The 15,782-nt window shown below is 62.0% G+C and carries 11 protein-coding genes; 8 read left to right on the top strand and 3 right to left on the bottom strand.

Going from position 1 to position 15,782, the window contains the following annotated elements; genetic code table 11:
* Positions 1 to 7: 7 nt before the first annotated feature.
* The 3 genes from VJ698_RS14935 to folD are packed head-to-tail and all read right to left on the bottom strand — an operon-like array spanning position 8 to position 3,579.
* Positions 8 to 637, bottom strand: coding sequence for a DUF4124 domain-containing protein (locus VJ698_RS14935; protein WP_324103572.1), 630 nt, complete (start codon positions 635 to 637; stop codon positions 8 to 10).
* A 25-nt stretch (positions 638 to 662) separates the two neighbouring features.
* Positions 663 to 2,729 carry a M3 family metallopeptidase gene (locus VJ698_RS14930; RefSeq protein WP_324103571.1) on the bottom strand — a complete coding sequence of 689 codons (2,067 nt, stop codon included), beginning with the start codon at positions 2,727 to 2,729 and terminating at the stop codon, positions 663 to 665.
* Between the two features lie 4 nt (positions 2,730 to 2,733).
* Entirely contained in the window at positions 2,734 to 3,579 is an 846-nt protein-coding gene (gene folD / locus VJ698_RS14925) for a bifunctional methylenetetrahydrofolate dehydrogenase/methenyltetrahydrofolate cyclohydrolase FolD (RefSeq protein WP_324103570.1), read from the bottom strand.
* A gap of 265 nt (positions 3,580 to 3,844) precedes the next feature.
* Between folD and aceE the strand changes: the two genes are divergently transcribed.
* From aceE to VJ698_RS14885, 8 genes are all read left to right on the top strand, one after another.
* A complete protein-coding gene (gene aceE / locus VJ698_RS14920; RefSeq protein ID WP_324103569.1) occupies positions 3,845 to 6,541 on the top strand; it encodes a pyruvate dehydrogenase (acetyl-transferring), homodimeric type in 2,697 nt (898 codons plus the stop codon).
* A 183-nt stretch (positions 6,542 to 6,724) separates the two neighbouring features.
* Entirely contained in the window at positions 6,725 to 8,077 is a 1,353-nt protein-coding gene (gene aceF / locus VJ698_RS14915; RefSeq protein WP_414691164.1) for a dihydrolipoyllysine-residue acetyltransferase, read from the top strand.
* 99 nt (positions 8,078 to 8,176) lie between these two features.
* A complete protein-coding gene (locus VJ698_RS14910; protein WP_324103568.1) occupies positions 8,177 to 8,755 on the top strand; it encodes an MFS transporter in 579 nt (192 codons plus the stop codon).
* A 40-nt stretch (positions 8,756 to 8,795) separates the two neighbouring features.
* Positions 8,796 to 10,589, top strand: a complete 1,794-nt coding sequence (gene lpdA, locus VJ698_RS14905) for a dihydrolipoyl dehydrogenase (protein WP_324103567.1) — start codon at positions 8,796 to 8,798, stop codon at positions 10,587 to 10,589.
* Between the two features lie 220 nt (positions 10,590 to 10,809).
* Positions 10,810 to 12,063, top strand: coding sequence for a sarcosine oxidase subunit beta family protein (locus tag VJ698_RS14900; protein WP_324103566.1), 1,254 nt, complete (start codon positions 10,810 to 10,812; stop codon positions 12,061 to 12,063).
* A 9-nt stretch (positions 12,064 to 12,072) separates the two neighbouring features.
* Positions 12,073 to 12,369 (top strand): sarcosine oxidase subunit delta, encoded by a 297-nt coding sequence (locus tag VJ698_RS14895; RefSeq protein ID WP_324103565.1) that lies wholly within the window; start codon positions 12,073 to 12,075, stop codon positions 12,367 to 12,369.
* Positions 12,366 to 15,275, top strand: a complete 2,910-nt coding sequence (locus tag VJ698_RS14890; RefSeq protein WP_324103564.1) for a 2Fe-2S iron-sulfur cluster-binding protein — start codon at positions 12,366 to 12,368, stop codon at positions 15,273 to 15,275. Before VJ698_RS14895 ends, VJ698_RS14890 begins: the two co-directional genes overlap by 4 nt.
* A 16-nt stretch (positions 15,276 to 15,291) precedes the next feature.
* Entirely contained in the window at positions 15,292 to 15,780 is a 489-nt protein-coding gene (locus VJ698_RS14885) for a hypothetical protein (RefSeq protein WP_324103563.1), read from the top strand.
* The last annotated feature ends 2 nt before the right edge of the window (positions 15,781 to 15,782 follow it).

Here is a 15,782-nt window from a genome sequence, read left to right as displayed (position 1 = left end):
TGCCTGATCAGAAACGGAAGCCCGGCGGCGCGTTGCCGATGGCTGGCGGCAGCTCGGTCGCCGAGGAGCGGGAGGCCTGCTTGCCGACGTTGTCGCCATTCTGTCGTTTTTCGGCAATGGCCTTCGGCGCAGGTGCTGCCGGTTCAGCCGGGGGATTGTGATAAGACTTCGACAACTTGCTTGTTTCGGGATAGCCCGCCGCAGTCAGTGCGCCATTCCACGCGCCGGCTTCGTAGCCGCGCTGCTTGTTACGACCGACGAAGAGTACTGGCACCTGACCATCCTCGCCCATCTGCCTGAAACGCACGGCATCTTCAGCCGTGTTGACAGTCTTTTCAGAGAATGGAATGCCGCGCGCGGTGAGCATCTTGCGGCCATCGTCGCAGGGAGCGCAATTGCGCGCTGTGTACAAGGTGACCGGATGGTTCTTCACCGCTTCCGCGACTTCATAGGGAAGATCTCCGGTGTTGGCGCTGCCGCTGGCGACCGTTTTCGTCTCGACGCGCGACGCCGAAGCCGGCGGCACGTCGCTGTAGGTCACCTTTCCGTCCGGCCCGACCGACTTGTACAGTTGCGCGTGAGCGCTTGCGGCGACCAGCAAGAGCAGTGCCGTACACGTTGGCAGCACACGATTCATTTCTTCTCCCTGTAACTACGATGTCTTACGAGGCCATGCCGCTGTGGCGCAACAGCGCGTCGATCGTCGGTTCACGGCCGCGGAAGGCCTTGAACGATTCGAGCGCGGTGCGAGCTCCGCCTGCGCCAAGGATCTCGCGCTGGAATTTCCGGCCTGTTTCGATCGACAGGATATTGCCGCCGACCGCGCCGGCTTCTTCGAACGCGCCATAAGCGTCGGCCGACAGGACCTCGGCCCATTTGTAGCTATAGTATCCTGCCGCGTAGCCGCCGGCAAAGATGTGGCCGAAGGAATTCTCGAAGCGGTTGAATTCCGGCGGGATCATTACCGCAACCCGGTGCCGCACGTCGTTCAGTACGTCGCGCGCCGACCTCGGGCCGTACGAATCGTGGTCGAAATGCAAATGCATGTCGAACAATGCGAACTCGATCTGGCGCAGCATCTGCAGGCCGGACTGGAAGTTCTTGGCCGCGATCATCTTGTTGAACAGTTCACGCGGCAAAGGCGCGCCGGTATCGACATGCGAGGTCATGTGCTGCAGCACATCCCATTCCCAGCAGAAGTTTTCCATGAACTGCGAAGGCAGTTCGACCGCATCCCATTCGACGCCGGAGATGCCGGATACGCCGAGTTCGTCCACTTCCGTGAGCATGTGATGCAGGCCGTGTCCTGTTTCGTGGAACAGCGTGATCACTTCATCGTGCGTGAACAGCGCGGGTCTGGCCTTGCCGTCGACAACAGCCGGTTCGCTGAAGTTGCAGGTGAGGTAGGCAACCGGGGTCTGCACGCCCGTTTTCGTCAGGCGGCGGCCGCGCGCATCGTCCATCCAGGCGCCGCCGCGCTTGCCGTTGCGTGCATAGAGGTCGAGATAGAACTGGCCGACCAGCTTGCCGTCCTTTTCGATGCGGTAGAACTTCACATCCTTGTGCCAGGCAGGCGCGCTGTCGGGTTTCAGCTCGACCGAGAACAGCGTCTGGATCACGCGGAACAAGCCTTCGATGACTTTCGGCTCGGGGAAGTACTGTTTCACTTCCTGCTCGGAGAATGCATAGCGTTGCTCGCGCAGCTTTTCGGAAGCATAGGTCACGTCCCATGCTTCGAGCTTGTCGAGGCCGAGTTCCTTCTTCGCGAACGCGCGCAATTCGGCAAGGTCGTTTTCCGCGAAGGGGCGCGCGCGACTGGCGAGATCTTCGAGGAAGGAGATGACCTGTTCCGGCGTCTCGGCCATCTTCGGCACCAGCGACACTTCCGCGAAATTCCTGAAGCCGAGCAGCTTCGCTTCTTCGTCGCGCAACTTGAGGATCTCAGCGATGTTCTGCGTGTTGTCCCATTCGGGCTTTTCGCCGAGCTCGGACGCTTTCGTGACGTTGGCGCGGTAGATGGTTTCGCGCAGCTCGCGCTTGTCCGCGTACTGCAGCACCGGGAAGTAGGACGGGAAGTGCAGCGTGAATTTGTAGCCGGGCTTGCCGTCCTTTTCCGCTGCGGCGCGCGCGGCCTGCTTCACGTCGTCCGGAAGGCCGGAGAGGTCGGCTTCGTTCTCGACGAACAGCGCATAGTGGTTTGTCGCATCCAGCACGTTTTCGGAAAACTTCGTGGACAGCGCCGCCTGCTGTTCCTGGATTTCTGCGAAGCGCGCCTTCTTGTCGTCGGGCAGTTCGGCGCCACCGAGGCGGAAATCGCGCAGGGCGTTCTCGACGATCTTCTTGCGTGCAGGATTGAGCGTGGCGTATTCGCTGCCTGTCTTGAGCGCCTTGTACTTCTCGAACAGAGTAAGGTTCTGCCCGAGTTCGGTCCAGAACTCGGTGATCTTGGGCAGGTTCTCGTTGTACGTCGCGCGCAACTCGGGCGTATCGACCACTGCGTTCAGGTGACTGACGATGCCCCACGCCCTGCCGAGCTTTTCCGTCGCATTGTCGAGCGGCTCGACAAAGTTATCCCATGTCACATTTTGCGCGGGCGCTTCGAGTTGTTTGACGACCGCGCGATTTTCATCAAGCAATGCGGAGATGGCGGGTGTGACGTGTTCCGGCCGAATGGCGTCGAAGCGCGGAAGGTCGGAAAAGTTGAGCAGGGGGTTCTGGGCAGAGTTCATATGATTACGTTCTTTCCGCGGCCTCAATGGTGTTAACGAGCAGCATCGTAATGGTCATCGGCCCGACGCCTCCAGGCACCGGGGTGATGTAGCCGGCGACCTCTTTGGCATTGGCAAAGTCCACATCGCCGCACAGCTTGCCGTTGTCGTCGCGATTCATGCCAACGTCGATGACGACCGCGCCCGGCTTGACCATGTCGGCAGTAACGATATTGCGCTTGCCGGTGGCGACCACGAGGATGTCGGCCTGCCGCGTGTGATGGCCGAGGTCCCGGGTCTTCGAATTGCAGATCGTGACCGTCGCGCCAGCCTGCAGCAGCAGCATAGCCTGCGGCTTGCCGACGATGTTCGACGCGCCGACCACGACGGCGACCGCACCGCGCACCGGATAGTTGATCGATTCCAGCATTTTCATCACCCCATAGGGTGTGCACGGCCGGAACAACGGCTGGCCAGTCATCAGCAGGCCCGCGTTGCTGACGTGGAAGCCGTCCACGTCCTTCTCCGGCGCGATCGCTTCAATCACCTTATGGGCATTGATATGCGGAGGCAAGGGAAGTTGCACCAGGATGCCATGTATCTTTGGATCCCGGTTCAGCGCATCGATGCGCGCCAGCAGCGCTTCTTCGCTCATGTCGGCGTCGTACTTCTCCATGACCGAGTAGATGCCGTTGTCCTGGCAGGCCTTCACCTTGTTGCGCACATAGACCTGCGACGCCGGGCTGTCGCCGACCAGGATCACGGCGAGGCCGGGCTGCTTGCCTTTTGCCGTGAGGGCGGCGGCGCGCTTCGCAACGTCGGCGCGGATTTGCTGGGAGAGTTCGTTTCCGTTGATGAGTTGGGCTGACATGTTTTTATGCGGGAAGGTGAGGAGGGTTTAAAACGGAATTATAAGTCGCCGGCCTGATCAGGCCGACATGCTTGCCCGGATTTGCTGCGCCGCGGCAGAAAATTTCACATTATGAGATTCAATCTCGCGATTTGAAAAGTTGAAAAAGTACTGTTAGAATCTTTTCACCGCGCACAAACGCGACAGACAAAATCTTGTCAAAAAATTCCGGACCGCGAGACCCGAGATACCGGACCGGCAAGCCTTATCAACCAGGAGACGCAACATGTCCGCCCAGCTCGATCAAGTGTTGGCGCAAGCCGCCAATGACCCCGATGTAATGGAAACCCAGGAATGGCTTGATGCACTTGAAGCCGTCATCGAAACCGAAGGACCGGAACGCGCCCACTACCTGATGGAGCGCATGGTCGATCTGGCCCGTCGGCGCGGCGCCTACATTCCGTTTTCCGCCAATACGGCCTACGTCAATACCATACCCGCCCATCTCGGCGAGCATTGCCCGGGCAATCTCGAATACGAAGAGCGCCTGCGCTCCTGGATGCGCTGGAACGCGATGGCGATGGTGGTGAAGGCCAATCGTCTCGACGGCGATCTCGGCGGCCATATTTCCAGCTTTGCATCGCTGGCCAACATGCTGGGTATCGGCTTCAACCATTTCTGGCATGCGCCGACCGAAGACCACGGCGGCGACCTCCTGTACCTGCAAGGCCATTCCTCTCCCGGCATCTACGCGCGCGCCTTCCTCGAAGGCCGACTTTCCGAAGAGCAGCTGCTCAATTTCCGCCGCGAAGTGGACGGCAAGGGACTGTCCTCCTATCCGCATCCGAAATTAATGCCGGAATTCTGGCAATTCCCCACCGTATCGATGGGCCTCGGGCCCCTCATGGCGATCTACCAGGCGCGTTTCCTCAAATATTTGCATGCGCGTAACATCGCCGATACGTCGAAGCGCAAGGTGTGGGCATTCTGCGGCGACGGCGAGATGGACGAGCCGGAATCGATGGGTGCGATCGGCATGGCCGGACGCGAAAAGCTCGACAACCTCGTGTTCGTCATCAACTGCAACCTGCAACGCCTCGACGGCCCCGTGCGCGGCAACGGCAAGATCATCCAGGAACTGGAGGCCGATTTCCGTGGCGCGGGCTGGAACGTGATCAAGGTGATCTGGGGCAGCTACTGGGATGAACTGCTGGCGCGCGACAAGGAAGGCATCCTGCAACGCGTGATGATGGAAACCGTCGACGGCGAATACCAGAATTACAAGGCCAAGGATGGCGCCTACGTGCGCAAGCATTTCTTCGGCAAGCATCCGAAATTGCTCGAAATGGTGTCCAAGATGTCCGACGACGACATCTGGCGCCTCAACCGCGGCGGCCACGATCCGCACAAGATTTATGCGGCCTTCAAGCAGGCGCAGGAACATACCGGCCAGCCGACGGTCATTCTCGCCAAGACCATCAAGGGCTTCGGCATGGGCAAGTCGGGTGAAGCGCGCAATACCGCGCACCAGACCAAGAAGCTCGACGACGAGGCAGTGCGCGAGATGCGCGACCGCTTCAACATCCCGGTCCCGGACGACAAGCTGAAGGAAATCCCGTTCTTCCGGCCCTCCGACGACACACCGGAAATGAAGTACCTGCACGAGCGCCGCAAGGCGCTGGGCGGCTACCTGCCGCAGCGCCGCATGAAGGCGGACGAAACGCTGCCGATACCGGATCTGTCCGCGTTCAAGGCCGTACTTGACCCGACCGCGGAAGGCCGCGAGATATCCAGCACGCAGGCATTCGTGCGCATCATCACGACACTGCTGCGCGATGCCAACCTTGGCAAGCGCGTGGTGCCGATCCTGGTCGATGAAACTCGCACCTTCGGCATGGAAGGCCTGTTCCGCCAGATCGGCATCTTCAACCAGCAGGGACAACTGTACGAACCGGTCGATCGCGACCAGGTGATGTACTACCGCGAAGACAAGTCCGGCCAGATTCTGCAGGAAGGCATCAACGAGGCGGGCGGCATGAGCTCATGGATTGCGGCGGCGACGTCGTACTCGACCAGCAACCGCATCATGATCCCGTTCTACATCTATTACTCGATGTTTGGCTTCCAGCGCTTCGGCGACCTGGCCTGGGCCGCGGGCGACATGCGTGCACGCGGCTTCATCCTTGGCGGCACCGCCGGCCGCACCACGCTGAACGGCGAGGGCCTGCAGCACGAGGATGGCCACAGCCACATCCTGGCCTCGACGATTCCGAACTGCCTGCCGTACGACCCGACCTTCGCGCATGAAGTCGCCGTCATCATCCATGATGGCCTGAAGCGCATGATGGAGAAGCAGGAGGATGTCTTCTATTACATCACCCTGATGAATGAAAACTACCCTCAGCCGGGCATCAAGCCGGGACAGGAGGAGAACATCCTCAAGGGACTGTATCTCCTGCAAGAAGGCGACAAGAAGGCCAAGCAGCGCGTGCAGCTCATGGGCTCCGGCACCATCCTGCGCGAAGTCATCGCCGCTGCCGAGCTGCTGCAGAACGACTGGGGCGTTGCCGCCGATGTGTGGTCCGCGCCGTCCTTCACCCTGCTGGCACGCGACGGCCAGGACGTGGAGCGCTGGAACATGCTGCACCCGGCGGAGCCGCAGCGCGTGCCGCATGCCACCAGCTCGCTGCAGGACAGCAAGGGGCCGATCGTGGCGTCGAGCGACTACATGCGCACCTTTGCCGAGCAGATCCGTGCTTACATGCCGAAGGGACGTACTTACAAGGTGCTTGGAACGGACGGCTTCGGACGCTCCGACACGCGCGCCAAGCTGCGCGAGTTCTTCGAAGTCGATCGCCACTTCGTGACGATCGCGGCGCTCAAGGCGCTGGCGGAAGAGGGCGCCGTCAAGGCGTCCGTGGTGGCCGATGCGATCGCGAAGTACGGGATCAATCCGGACAAGCCGAATCCCGTGACGCAGTAATTAACAATAAATCTTCTTCGCTGCCGCTAGTATTCCCTCCTCCTGGCAGGGGGAGGAACAGGGTGAGGGGAAGAGGTTGAGCAATCGCCTGCTGCTGCTCGACTTCTCCACCCCCATCCCGACCTTCCTTCCCGAGAGGGAGAAGGAGCAAGGCAGCGAAGGAACAAAAACGGAGCTAGCGCTATGAGCTTAACGGAAGTCAAAGTCCCGGATATCGGCGATTTCAAGGAAGTGGAAGTCATCGAACTGATGGTCAAGCCGGGCGACAGGATCGCGGTTGACCAGTCGCTGATCACGGTGGAGTCGGACAAGGCCAGCATGGAGATTCCCTCCACTCACGCGGGCATCGTGAAGGAATTGAAGATCAAGATCGGCGACAAGGTGTCGGAAGGCACACCCTTGCTGGTCTTGGATACGGAAGGCGCTGCGACACCGGCGCCTGCACCGGAGACGGCTGCTGCGGCTGCTACACCTGCAGCTGCCGCACCTGCAGCCGCCGTACCTGCACCTGCGCCTGCGGCAACGCCGCCATCACCGCCCAACCTGACGCTGGTCGAGTCGAAGCCGGTGCCCACCGCTGCGCTTGAACCGCGCGAAGAAACCGGCATCAAGCCGCATGCATCGCCCTCGGTACGCAAGTTCTCGCGCGAGCTCGGAGTCGACCTGGTGCGCCTCCGGGGCACGGGGCCGAAAGGCCGGATTCTGCATGAAGACGTGCAGAACTATGTCAAGGCGATCATGTCCGGCCACGCGGAAGCGGCGCCTGCTGCACCTGTGGCGAAGGGCGGCGGCATCGGCCTGGAGCTGTTGCCTTGGCCGTCACTGGATTTCTCAAAGTTCGGCGAGACCGAATTGCAGCCGCTCTCGCGCATCAAGAAGATCAGCGGACCGAACCTGCATCGCAACTGGGTGATGATCCCGCACGTGACGCAGTTCGACGAGGCCGATGTGACCGAGCTCGAGGAATTCCGCAAGGAGTCCAACAATGCATTCGCCAAGTCGGGCATCAAGCTCACCATGCTCGCCTTTGTGATCAGGGCCAGCGTCGCGGCGCTAAAGAAATTCCCCGTCTTCAATTCCTCTCTGGACGAGAAGGGCGAGAACCTGATCTTGAAGAAGTTTTTCAACATCGGGTTTGCGGCCGACACGCCGAACGGACTGGTGGTGCCGGTAGTCAAGAATGCCGATACGAAGAGTATTTCGCAGATCGCGCAGGAAATGGGCGACCTGTCCGCACAGGCGCGCGAAGGCAAGCTGAAGCCGGCCGACATGCAGGGGGCGACCTTCACGATTTCTTCGCTCGGCGGCATCGGCGGCACGGCATTTACGCCGATCATCAATGCGCCGGAAGTCGCGATCCTTGGCTTGTCGAAGTCGAGCATCAAGCCGGTGTGGGACGGCAAGCAGTTCGCACCGCGCCTGATGCTGCCGCTCTCGCTGTCCTACGATCACCGCGTGATCGACGGCGCGATGGCAGCGCGCTTCGCGGCCTATCTTGCCGAAGTGCTCGGCGACATGCGCAAGACATTGCTGTAATCCAATAGCAGGAGAGGAAGCTCCGGGCATCCGGGAAAGTGAGAGAATTCAGCTCATTTCATTTGCCCTGGTGCCTTCCTTACTTGCTGGAGAATAACAATGACTACTTGCGTCGTCGTCAAGAAAAACAACGAAATCGCGATCGCGTCCGATTCCCTCGTCACGTTCGGTGACACCCGTTTGTCGCATGCGTACGAGGTGAACGAAAAGGTTTTCAAGGTCGGCGACTCTTATGTCACGCTGGCCGGCACGGCGGCTCACTTTCCGGTCATGCGCAAGCTGATGTCCGGCATGGGTGAAGAATGCCGGCTGGGCAATCGCGATGAAGTGTTCGAGACCTTCTCGAAGGTGCATGAAATACTCAAGGAAAAGTATTTCCTGAACACGAAGGAAGACGAGGACGATCCGTACGAATCGTCGCAGATCACGGCGCTGATCGCCAATCCGCACGGGATTTTCGGCGTGTATTCATACCGTGAAGTGTTCAGCTTTGACCGCTTCTGGGGAATCGGCAGCGGGCGCAATTTTGCGCTGGGTGCGATGTACGCGGCGTATGACCGCGAGAACAATGCCCGTGAAATCGCCGAGATCGGCGTGCTGGCGGGTGCCGAGTTTGACAAGAGCACATCGGGGCCGTTCAGGATCTACAGTTTCCCGATGAATGAACAAGATAAATAATCCCTCTGCCGCGTAGAGGGAAACAGACGGAGCGAAAGCCATGAGTTTGCAGGAAGTGAAGGTCCCGGATATTGGTGATTTCAAGGAAGTGGAAGTCATCGAATTGCTCGTCAAGCCCGGTGACACCGTGAACGTCGATCAGTCGCTGGTGACCGTCGAATCCGACAAGGCCAGCATGGAGATTCCGTCGACCCACGCCGGCGTGGTCAGGGAGATGAAGGTCAAGATCGGCGACAAGGTGTCCGAAGGATCGCTGCTGCTCATGCTCGAACCCGCTGCAGGTACGGAGGCTGCTGCCTCCGCACCGGCGCCTGCCGCAGCGGCTGCGCCCGCGGCATCCGCCCCGGCTGCAGCGGTACCTTCACCTGCACCTGCCCCTGCACCTGCGGCTGGCAGTTATGCCGGCAAGGTCGACATCGAATGCGACATGCTGGTGCTCGGCGCCGGCCCCGGCGGCTACTCGGCTGCCTTCCGTTCCGCCGACCTCGGCATGACCACGGTGCTGGTCGAGCGCTATTCCACGCTGGGCGGCGTTTGCCTGAACGTCGGCTGCATTCCGTCCAAGGCCTTGCTGCATGTAGCGGCGGTCATCGACGAGGCTGCATCGATGGAGGCGCATGGCGTTTCCTTTGGCAAGCCGCAGATCGATATTGACAAGCTGCGCGCGTACAAGGAGAAGGTCGTCAAGAAGATGACCACCGGCCTGTCGGGCATGGCGCGTTCACGCAAGGTGAATGTGGTGCAGGGCATCGGCCAGTTCGTCAGCCCGAACCACATGGAAGTGACTGCAGCTGACGGTAGCAAAAAGACGGTGCAGTTCAAGCAGGCGATCATCGCCGCCGGTTCGTCCGTGGTGAAGCTGCCCTTTGTTCCGGAAGACTCGCGCATCGTCGATTCCACCGGCGCGCTCGAACTGCGCGAGGTGCCGAAGCGCATGCTTGTCATTGGTGGCGGCATCATCGGCCTGGAAATGGCAACCGTATATTCCACGCTCGGCGCGCGCATCGATGTGGTCGAAATGCTGGACGGCCTGATGCAGGGCGCGGACCGCGACCTGGTTAAGGTATGGCAGAAGTTCAATGAAAAGCGCTTCGACAGGATCATGACGAAGACGAAGACCGTTGCGGTCGAGGCGCTCAAGGAAGGCATCAAGGTGAGCTTTGAAAGCGCCGACCCGTCGGTGACTGCACCGGAGCCGCAACTGTACGACCTGGTGCTGGTGGCCGTCGGCCGCAGTCCGAACGGCAAGAAGATCGCCGCAGACAAGGCCGGTGTGGCAGTGACCGACCGCGGCTTCATCCAGGTCGATGCGCAGATGCGCACCAACGTGCCACACATCTTCGCCATCGGCGACGTCATCGGCCAGCCGATGCTGGCACACAAGGCGGTGCACGAGGCGCATGTCGCGGCGGAAGCCGCAGCGGGGCAGAAGTCCTACTTCGATGCGCGCGTGATCCCGTCCGTCGCCTACACCGATCCCGAAGTGGCCTGGGTCGGCATGACTGAAGATGAAGCGAAGGCCAAGGGCGTCAAGTTGGAGAAGGGCCTGTTCCCCTGGGCCGCGAGCGGACGCGCCACGGCGAATGGTCGCGACGAAGGTTTCACCAAGCTGCTGTTCGATGCCGAGACGCATCGCATCGTCGGCGGTGGTATCGTCGGCACGCACGCGGGCGACATGATCGGCGAAATCGCGCTGGCGATCGAGATGGGCGCCGATGCCGTCGATATCGGCAAGACGATCCATCCGCATCCGACCCTCGGCGAAACGATCGGCATGGCGGCGGAAGCTTTCGAAGGTGTTTGCACGGACCTGCCGCCGGCACGTAAGAAATAGTCTGTCGGACAAGATCCGCTTACTCGAAGCGCCAGCCACAAGCTGGCGCTTTTTTATTTTGTCCACGGAAAACACGGAAAGCACAGAAAGTTTCATGGTTCGTGTTTGCGCCGAGCTTCGTCGCTCATTGAGGTGGAATGCATACAGCGCTGTATGGTCAAGCTGGCTCTTCCATACAGCGCTGTATTGACACTCTCTCTTTGCCGGGGATAAACTCTTTTTGATGAAATATTCTGCATGGGCATTGATGCGGGAAGGGCTTGCCGGCAACGCCGACTGGACTCCCGCATGGTCGGACGCCGAGCCGAAGGCACAGTACGACGCGATCGTTGTTGGTGGCGGCGGACATGGTCTGGCGACCGCTTACTACCTCGCAAAAAACCACGGTCTCAGCAGGGTCGCAGTCCTCGAAAAGGGCTGGATCGGCGGCGGCAACACCGGACGCAACACCACAGTCGTCCGTTCGAACTATCTCTATCCGGAAAGTGCGCGGCTCTATGAGTTCTCGCTGAAGCTTTACGAGAACCTTTCGCGGGACCTCAACTTCAATATCATGTTCAGCCAGCGCGGCATGGTCACGCTGGCGCATACGCGGCATGACATCGATTCCATGTCGCGCTGGGCGAATGCGATGCGGCTCAACGGCATCGATTCCGACCTGTTGACGCGCGATGAGGTGATGGCCCTCTGCCCGGCACTCACTGACGGCGGGCCGCAGGCGCGCTTTCCGATACTCGGCGGATTCATCCAGCGTCGCGCTGGTACCGCGCGTCACGACGCAGTGGCCTGGGCCTATGCGCGCGCCGCGTCCGCACTGGGCGTCGACATCATCCAGAATTGCGCCGTAACCGGACTCGAGATGGCGGGCGACAGGGTGAGCGGCGTCAGGACCAGCCGTGGTGCGATTCGCTCCGAACGCATTGGTATGGCGGTAGCGGGCAGCAGCACCCTGCTGGCCGACATGGCCGGCTTCCGGTTGCCGGTGACCAGCTATGCATTGCAGGCGATGGTGAGCGAACCGGTCAAGCCAGTACTCGATACCGTCCTCATGTCGCCCGCCGTCGGCGCCTACTGGAGCCAGTCCGACAAGGGCGAACTGGTGATCGGCGGCGGCATCGATCATTTCATCTCCTACGCCCAGCGCGGCAGTTTCGCCGTGACGCAGCAGGTACTTGCCGCGACGCTCGAGATGTTCCCTTCGTTCAGCCGCTTGCGTCTGATGCGGCAATGGGCCGGCATCGTCGACGTGGTGCAGGACTCCAGCCCGATCATCGGGCCGACGCCGGTGAAAGGCCTGTATATCAATTGCGGCTGGGGCACCGGCGGTTTCAAGGCGATCCCGGTCGGCGGGTGGACGCTCGCGCATGTGATGGCAACCGGCCGCAGCCATGATCTGGCCGAACCCTTCCAGCTCGAGCGTTTCCATACCGGTCGCCTGATCGATGAAGCGGCGGCATCCGGCATCGCTCACTAGGAATCAACCATGATGCAACTCACATGCCCGTGGTGCGGCACGCGGCCAGAAAGCGAATTCCACTGCGGCGGCCAGACCGCCATCGCCCGCCCCGGGCCGGCATACAGCGTTGCCGACGAGACCTGGGGCGAGTACCTGTTCTTCCGCGACAATCCGCGCGGCGTGCATGCCGAGCGCTGGCGACATACCTTCGGCTGCGGCCAATGGTTCAATGTGTTGCGCGACACCGTCACGCATGAAGTGCATGCCGTCTACGACATTGTCGGCAAGCCGCCGGCACTGGCCGGCAAGGGAGAAACCCGATGAGCGGCTACCGTCTTGATGCGAAGGGGCCGAGCCTGATCGACAGGTCGCGTCGGATCGCCTTCCGCTTTGGCGGGCGCACGCTGTATGGCTATGAGGGCGACACGCTGGCATCGGCATTGATTGCCTCCGGCGTGCGCACGGTGGCGCGCAGCTACAAGCTGCATCGTCCGCGCGGTGTTTTTACCTGCGGCCCGGAAGAGCCGAGTGCGATCGTGGACATCGGCCAGGGTGCCGCGCGCATACCGGTGACGCGCGCGACGGATGTCGAACTGTTCGACGGGCTCGTGGCCGATGCAGGCAATGCCTGGCCGAGCGTGGACTTCGATGTCGCGGCGGCGATGTCGGCGTTTGCCCGTTTCCTGCCGTCCGGCTTCTACTACAAGACCTTCATGTGGCCGCACTGGCATCTGTTCGAGCCAGGCGTGCGCAAAATGGCGGGCCTCGGCATTGCGCCGCAAGAGCGTGATCCGGAGCGATATGACGAAGTCAGCATCGACACCGATGTGCTGGTCATTGGCGGCGGCGCCAGCGGCCTGGCTGCTGCGCGTGCTGCTGCGGCAGCGGGCGCCGGCACGATCCTGCTGGAATCCGACAAGGCGCTCGGCGGCTGGCATCGCTGGGCGCAGCAGGCCGATGCCGATGCATGGCGCGAGGATCTTGCGCGCGCCGGCGTGCAGGTCCTGCTCCGCGCGACGGCATTCGGTTTGTATGACCACAATTTCGTCACTGCGCTCGAAACGCTTCCTCCCGGCGCCCACGTGCGTGAACGGCTGTGGAAGATACGCGCGACCCACATGGTCCTTGCCACCGGCGCTTATGAGCGCCCCATGCTCTTCCCCGATAACGATCGCCCCGGCGTGATGCTCGCGGGCGCGGTGCAGCGCTATGCCTCCGACTATGCGGCGGCCTGCGGCAAGCGCGTGCTGCTGGCGGTGAATGCCGACAGCGGCTATGCGACAGCCGATGCGCTGCTGCGTGCGGGAATGGAGGTTGCGGGAATCGCCGATGTGCGTCCGGAGAAATATCGCAGCGACAACGTCAGCATTCCGGCTGGCGTGCCGCATTGGCATGACGCCTTTGTGATCGGCGTCGAGGGCAAGAACTTGGTGGACGGTGCGCAGCTGATGACGGGCGGCAAAGTGCTGTCCGTGGATGCGGACACGATTGCCTGCGTCGGTGGCTTCACGCCGAACGTCAACCTGTTTTCGCAGGCAGGCGGCAAGCTGCGCTGGATCGATGAATGCGCGATGTTTGTACCCGATGGTTCGCCTGCCGGCATCGCCTGCATCGGTGCCGCTGCAGGCGTGTTCGACGATGCCGCGGCATGTGCTCATGCGGAAGACGCGGTACGCGCACTGCTGCGCGGTGACATGGTTCCGGCGGCGCCCATACGCGGCGCGGGACAGTCGCTTGCCGATACCCATCCGTCACCCGCTGCGCTCGGCAACGCAGCGCGCAAAGGCAAGATCTTCGTCGATCTGCAAAGCGATGTCAGCAGCGACGACGTGCGCGTGGCGGCGAGCGAGAACTATCGCTCCGTCGAACATCTCAAGCGCTATACCGCCACCGGCATGGGCACCGACCAGGGCAAGACGAGCAACGTCAACGCGCTGGTCCGGCTCGGCGCGCATACCTCGCGCCAGCCGGCAGAGGTCGGCACGACCAAATTCCGTCCGCCCTTCAAGCCGGTCACGCTGGGCGCCATCGTCGGCGGCCGCAGCGGTGAGCGTTATCGTCCGCGCCGGCAGTTGCAGGCGCGGACCTGGCATGAGCAGCGCGGTGCGCTGTTCGAGGAATTCGGCGGCTGGATGCGACCGGCGGCCTATCCGCGCGCTGGCGAAGGACTGGAGCAGGCAGCAGCACGCGAATCACTGGCGGTGCGCAATGGCGTCGGCCTGTTCGACGGCTCGCCGCTCGGCAAGATCGAGGTGGTCGGGCCGGATGCCGCGGCCTTCCTCGACCTGATGTACGTCGGCACCATGTCCACGCTCAAGCCGGGGCAGGGCCGCTACGGACTGCTGCTGAACGAGAACGGTGTGATCGTGGATGACGGCATCGTGGTGCGCATGTCCGAGCAGCACTTCTGGGTCAATACCACCAGCGGCGGCGTGGAGCGCACCGCGGCGGCGTTCGACGAATGGCTGCAGTGCGAGTATGTCGACATGCGGGTCGCCGTCGTTCCCGTGACGAACCAATGGGCCAACATCACCGTGGCCGGGCCGTTCGCCTGGAAGCTGTTGCAGGCGGCGGGCTTGCCGCCGGAATTCGCGCCGGACAGCATGAAGCACATGACCATGCGCGAGGCGACTGTCGATGGCGTGCCGCTGCGCGTGCTGCGTGCCAGCTTCTGCGGTGAACTCAGCTATGAAATCAACCTTCCGCCATCGCAGGCGCAGCGCTTGCTCGAACGCCTGTGGGAAGTGGGGCAGGCGTTCGACGTAACGGCCTACGGCGTCGAAGCGCTGCAGATCATGCGCACCGAAAAGGGTTACCTGCACGTCGGCGCGGACACAGACGGCACGACGCTGCCGGGGGACGTCGGCTTCGACCGGGGCATCGAAAAGAAGGTGGCGAACTTTGTCGGCCGCCGGTCCTTGCTGCGGCCCGCGGCCATGGATGTGTCGCGCATGCAGCTGGTCGGAATGCGCCCGGTCGATCGGCGCACGAAGCTGCCGGTCGGTGCGCAGGTGGCGCCGGAACCGCTGCCCTGTGAGACCGAAGGCTGGGTGACGTCGAGCTATTACAGCCCGATCCTCGGCGAGCCGATTGCGCTCGGCATGTTGCGCGGCGGGCGCAACAGGACAGGGGAACGCATTCGCCTGCATCATATGGGCGCATGGCTGGAAGCGGAGGTGGTCGAAACGACGTTCTACGACCGCGCCGGAGAACGATTGAATGGAGCCTGACCTCATGCGTCCCACCATGAAACGACTGGCTGGATGGAACGTGGCCACCATCCGCGTATTCAAGAATGGCGAACCGGCGGTTGCTGCCGCCGCCACGGACGCGCTTGGCATCGCCTGGCCGCAGAGCCATGGCGCATGGAGCGGCAGCGATCCGTGGATGATCTGGCGCAGTCCGGTGGAGCGAATCGTGCTGTCCTCCTCGCAGCAAAGTTTGCAGACGCTGCTGGCGAACTTGCGGCCGGGGCGCATGGATGCGGGCTGCGCCGTCGATCTCGCCGAAGCGATCGCTGTCTGGCACCTGGAGGGCAGCGCGCTCGCGGGAGTGATGACGCGCCTGGCCGATGCGTTGGCGCTGCCGGCGCCGGGAAATGCCACGCGCCTGCGCTGGGCGGATGTCTCGGTGATCCTGATGCGCCTCTCGCAGTCCGAGGCCTTGCTGCTTGCCGATGCCACGCTGGAACCTTATCTTGATGACTGGTGGGCCTACGCCTGCGACGCACTGTAAAA

Source organism: Noviherbaspirillum sp., from assembly GCF_035254685.1.
In the GTDB taxonomy this organism is placed as follows: Bacteria; Pseudomonadota; Gammaproteobacteria; order Burkholderiales; family Burkholderiaceae_D; genus Noviherbaspirillum.
The sequence above is the reverse complement of the archived record's forward strand: the minus strand, read 5'-3'. Positions and strand labels throughout refer to the sequence as shown.

Excerpts from the sequence above, each read along its gene's own strand:
- VJ698_RS14935 (WP_324103572.1), bottom strand. The coding sequence starts at position 637 with ATGAATCGTGTGCTGCCAACGTGTACGGCACTGCTCTTGCTGGTCGCC.
- VJ698_RS14930 (WP_324103571.1), bottom strand. The coding sequence starts at position 2,729 with ATGAACTCTGCCCAGAACCCCCTGCTCAACTTTTCCGACCTTCCGCGC.
- folD (WP_324103570.1), bottom strand. The coding sequence starts at position 3,579 with ATGTCAGCCCAACTCATCAACGGAAACGAACTCTCCCAGCAAATCCGC.
- aceE (WP_324103569.1), top strand. The coding sequence starts at position 3,845 with ATGTCCGCCCAGCTCGATCAAGTGTTGGCGCAAGCCGCCAATGACCCC.
- aceF (WP_414691164.1), top strand. The coding sequence starts at position 6,725 with ATGAGCTTAACGGAAGTCAAAGTCCCGGATATCGGCGATTTCAAGGAA.
- VJ698_RS14910 (WP_324103568.1), top strand. The coding sequence starts at position 8,177 with ATGACTACTTGCGTCGTCGTCAAGAAAAACAACGAAATCGCGATCGCG.
- lpdA (WP_324103567.1), top strand. The coding sequence starts at position 8,796 with ATGAGTTTGCAGGAAGTGAAGGTCCCGGATATTGGTGATTTCAAGGAA.
- VJ698_RS14895 (WP_324103565.1), top strand. The coding sequence starts at position 12,073 with ATGATGCAACTCACATGCCCGTGGTGCGGCACGCGGCCAGAAAGCGAA.
- VJ698_RS14890 (WP_324103564.1), top strand. The coding sequence starts at position 12,366 with ATGAGCGGCTACCGTCTTGATGCGAAGGGGCCGAGCCTGATCGACAGG.
- VJ698_RS14885 (WP_324103563.1), top strand. The coding sequence starts at position 15,292 with ATGAAACGACTGGCTGGATGGAACGTGGCCACCATCCGCGTATTCAAG.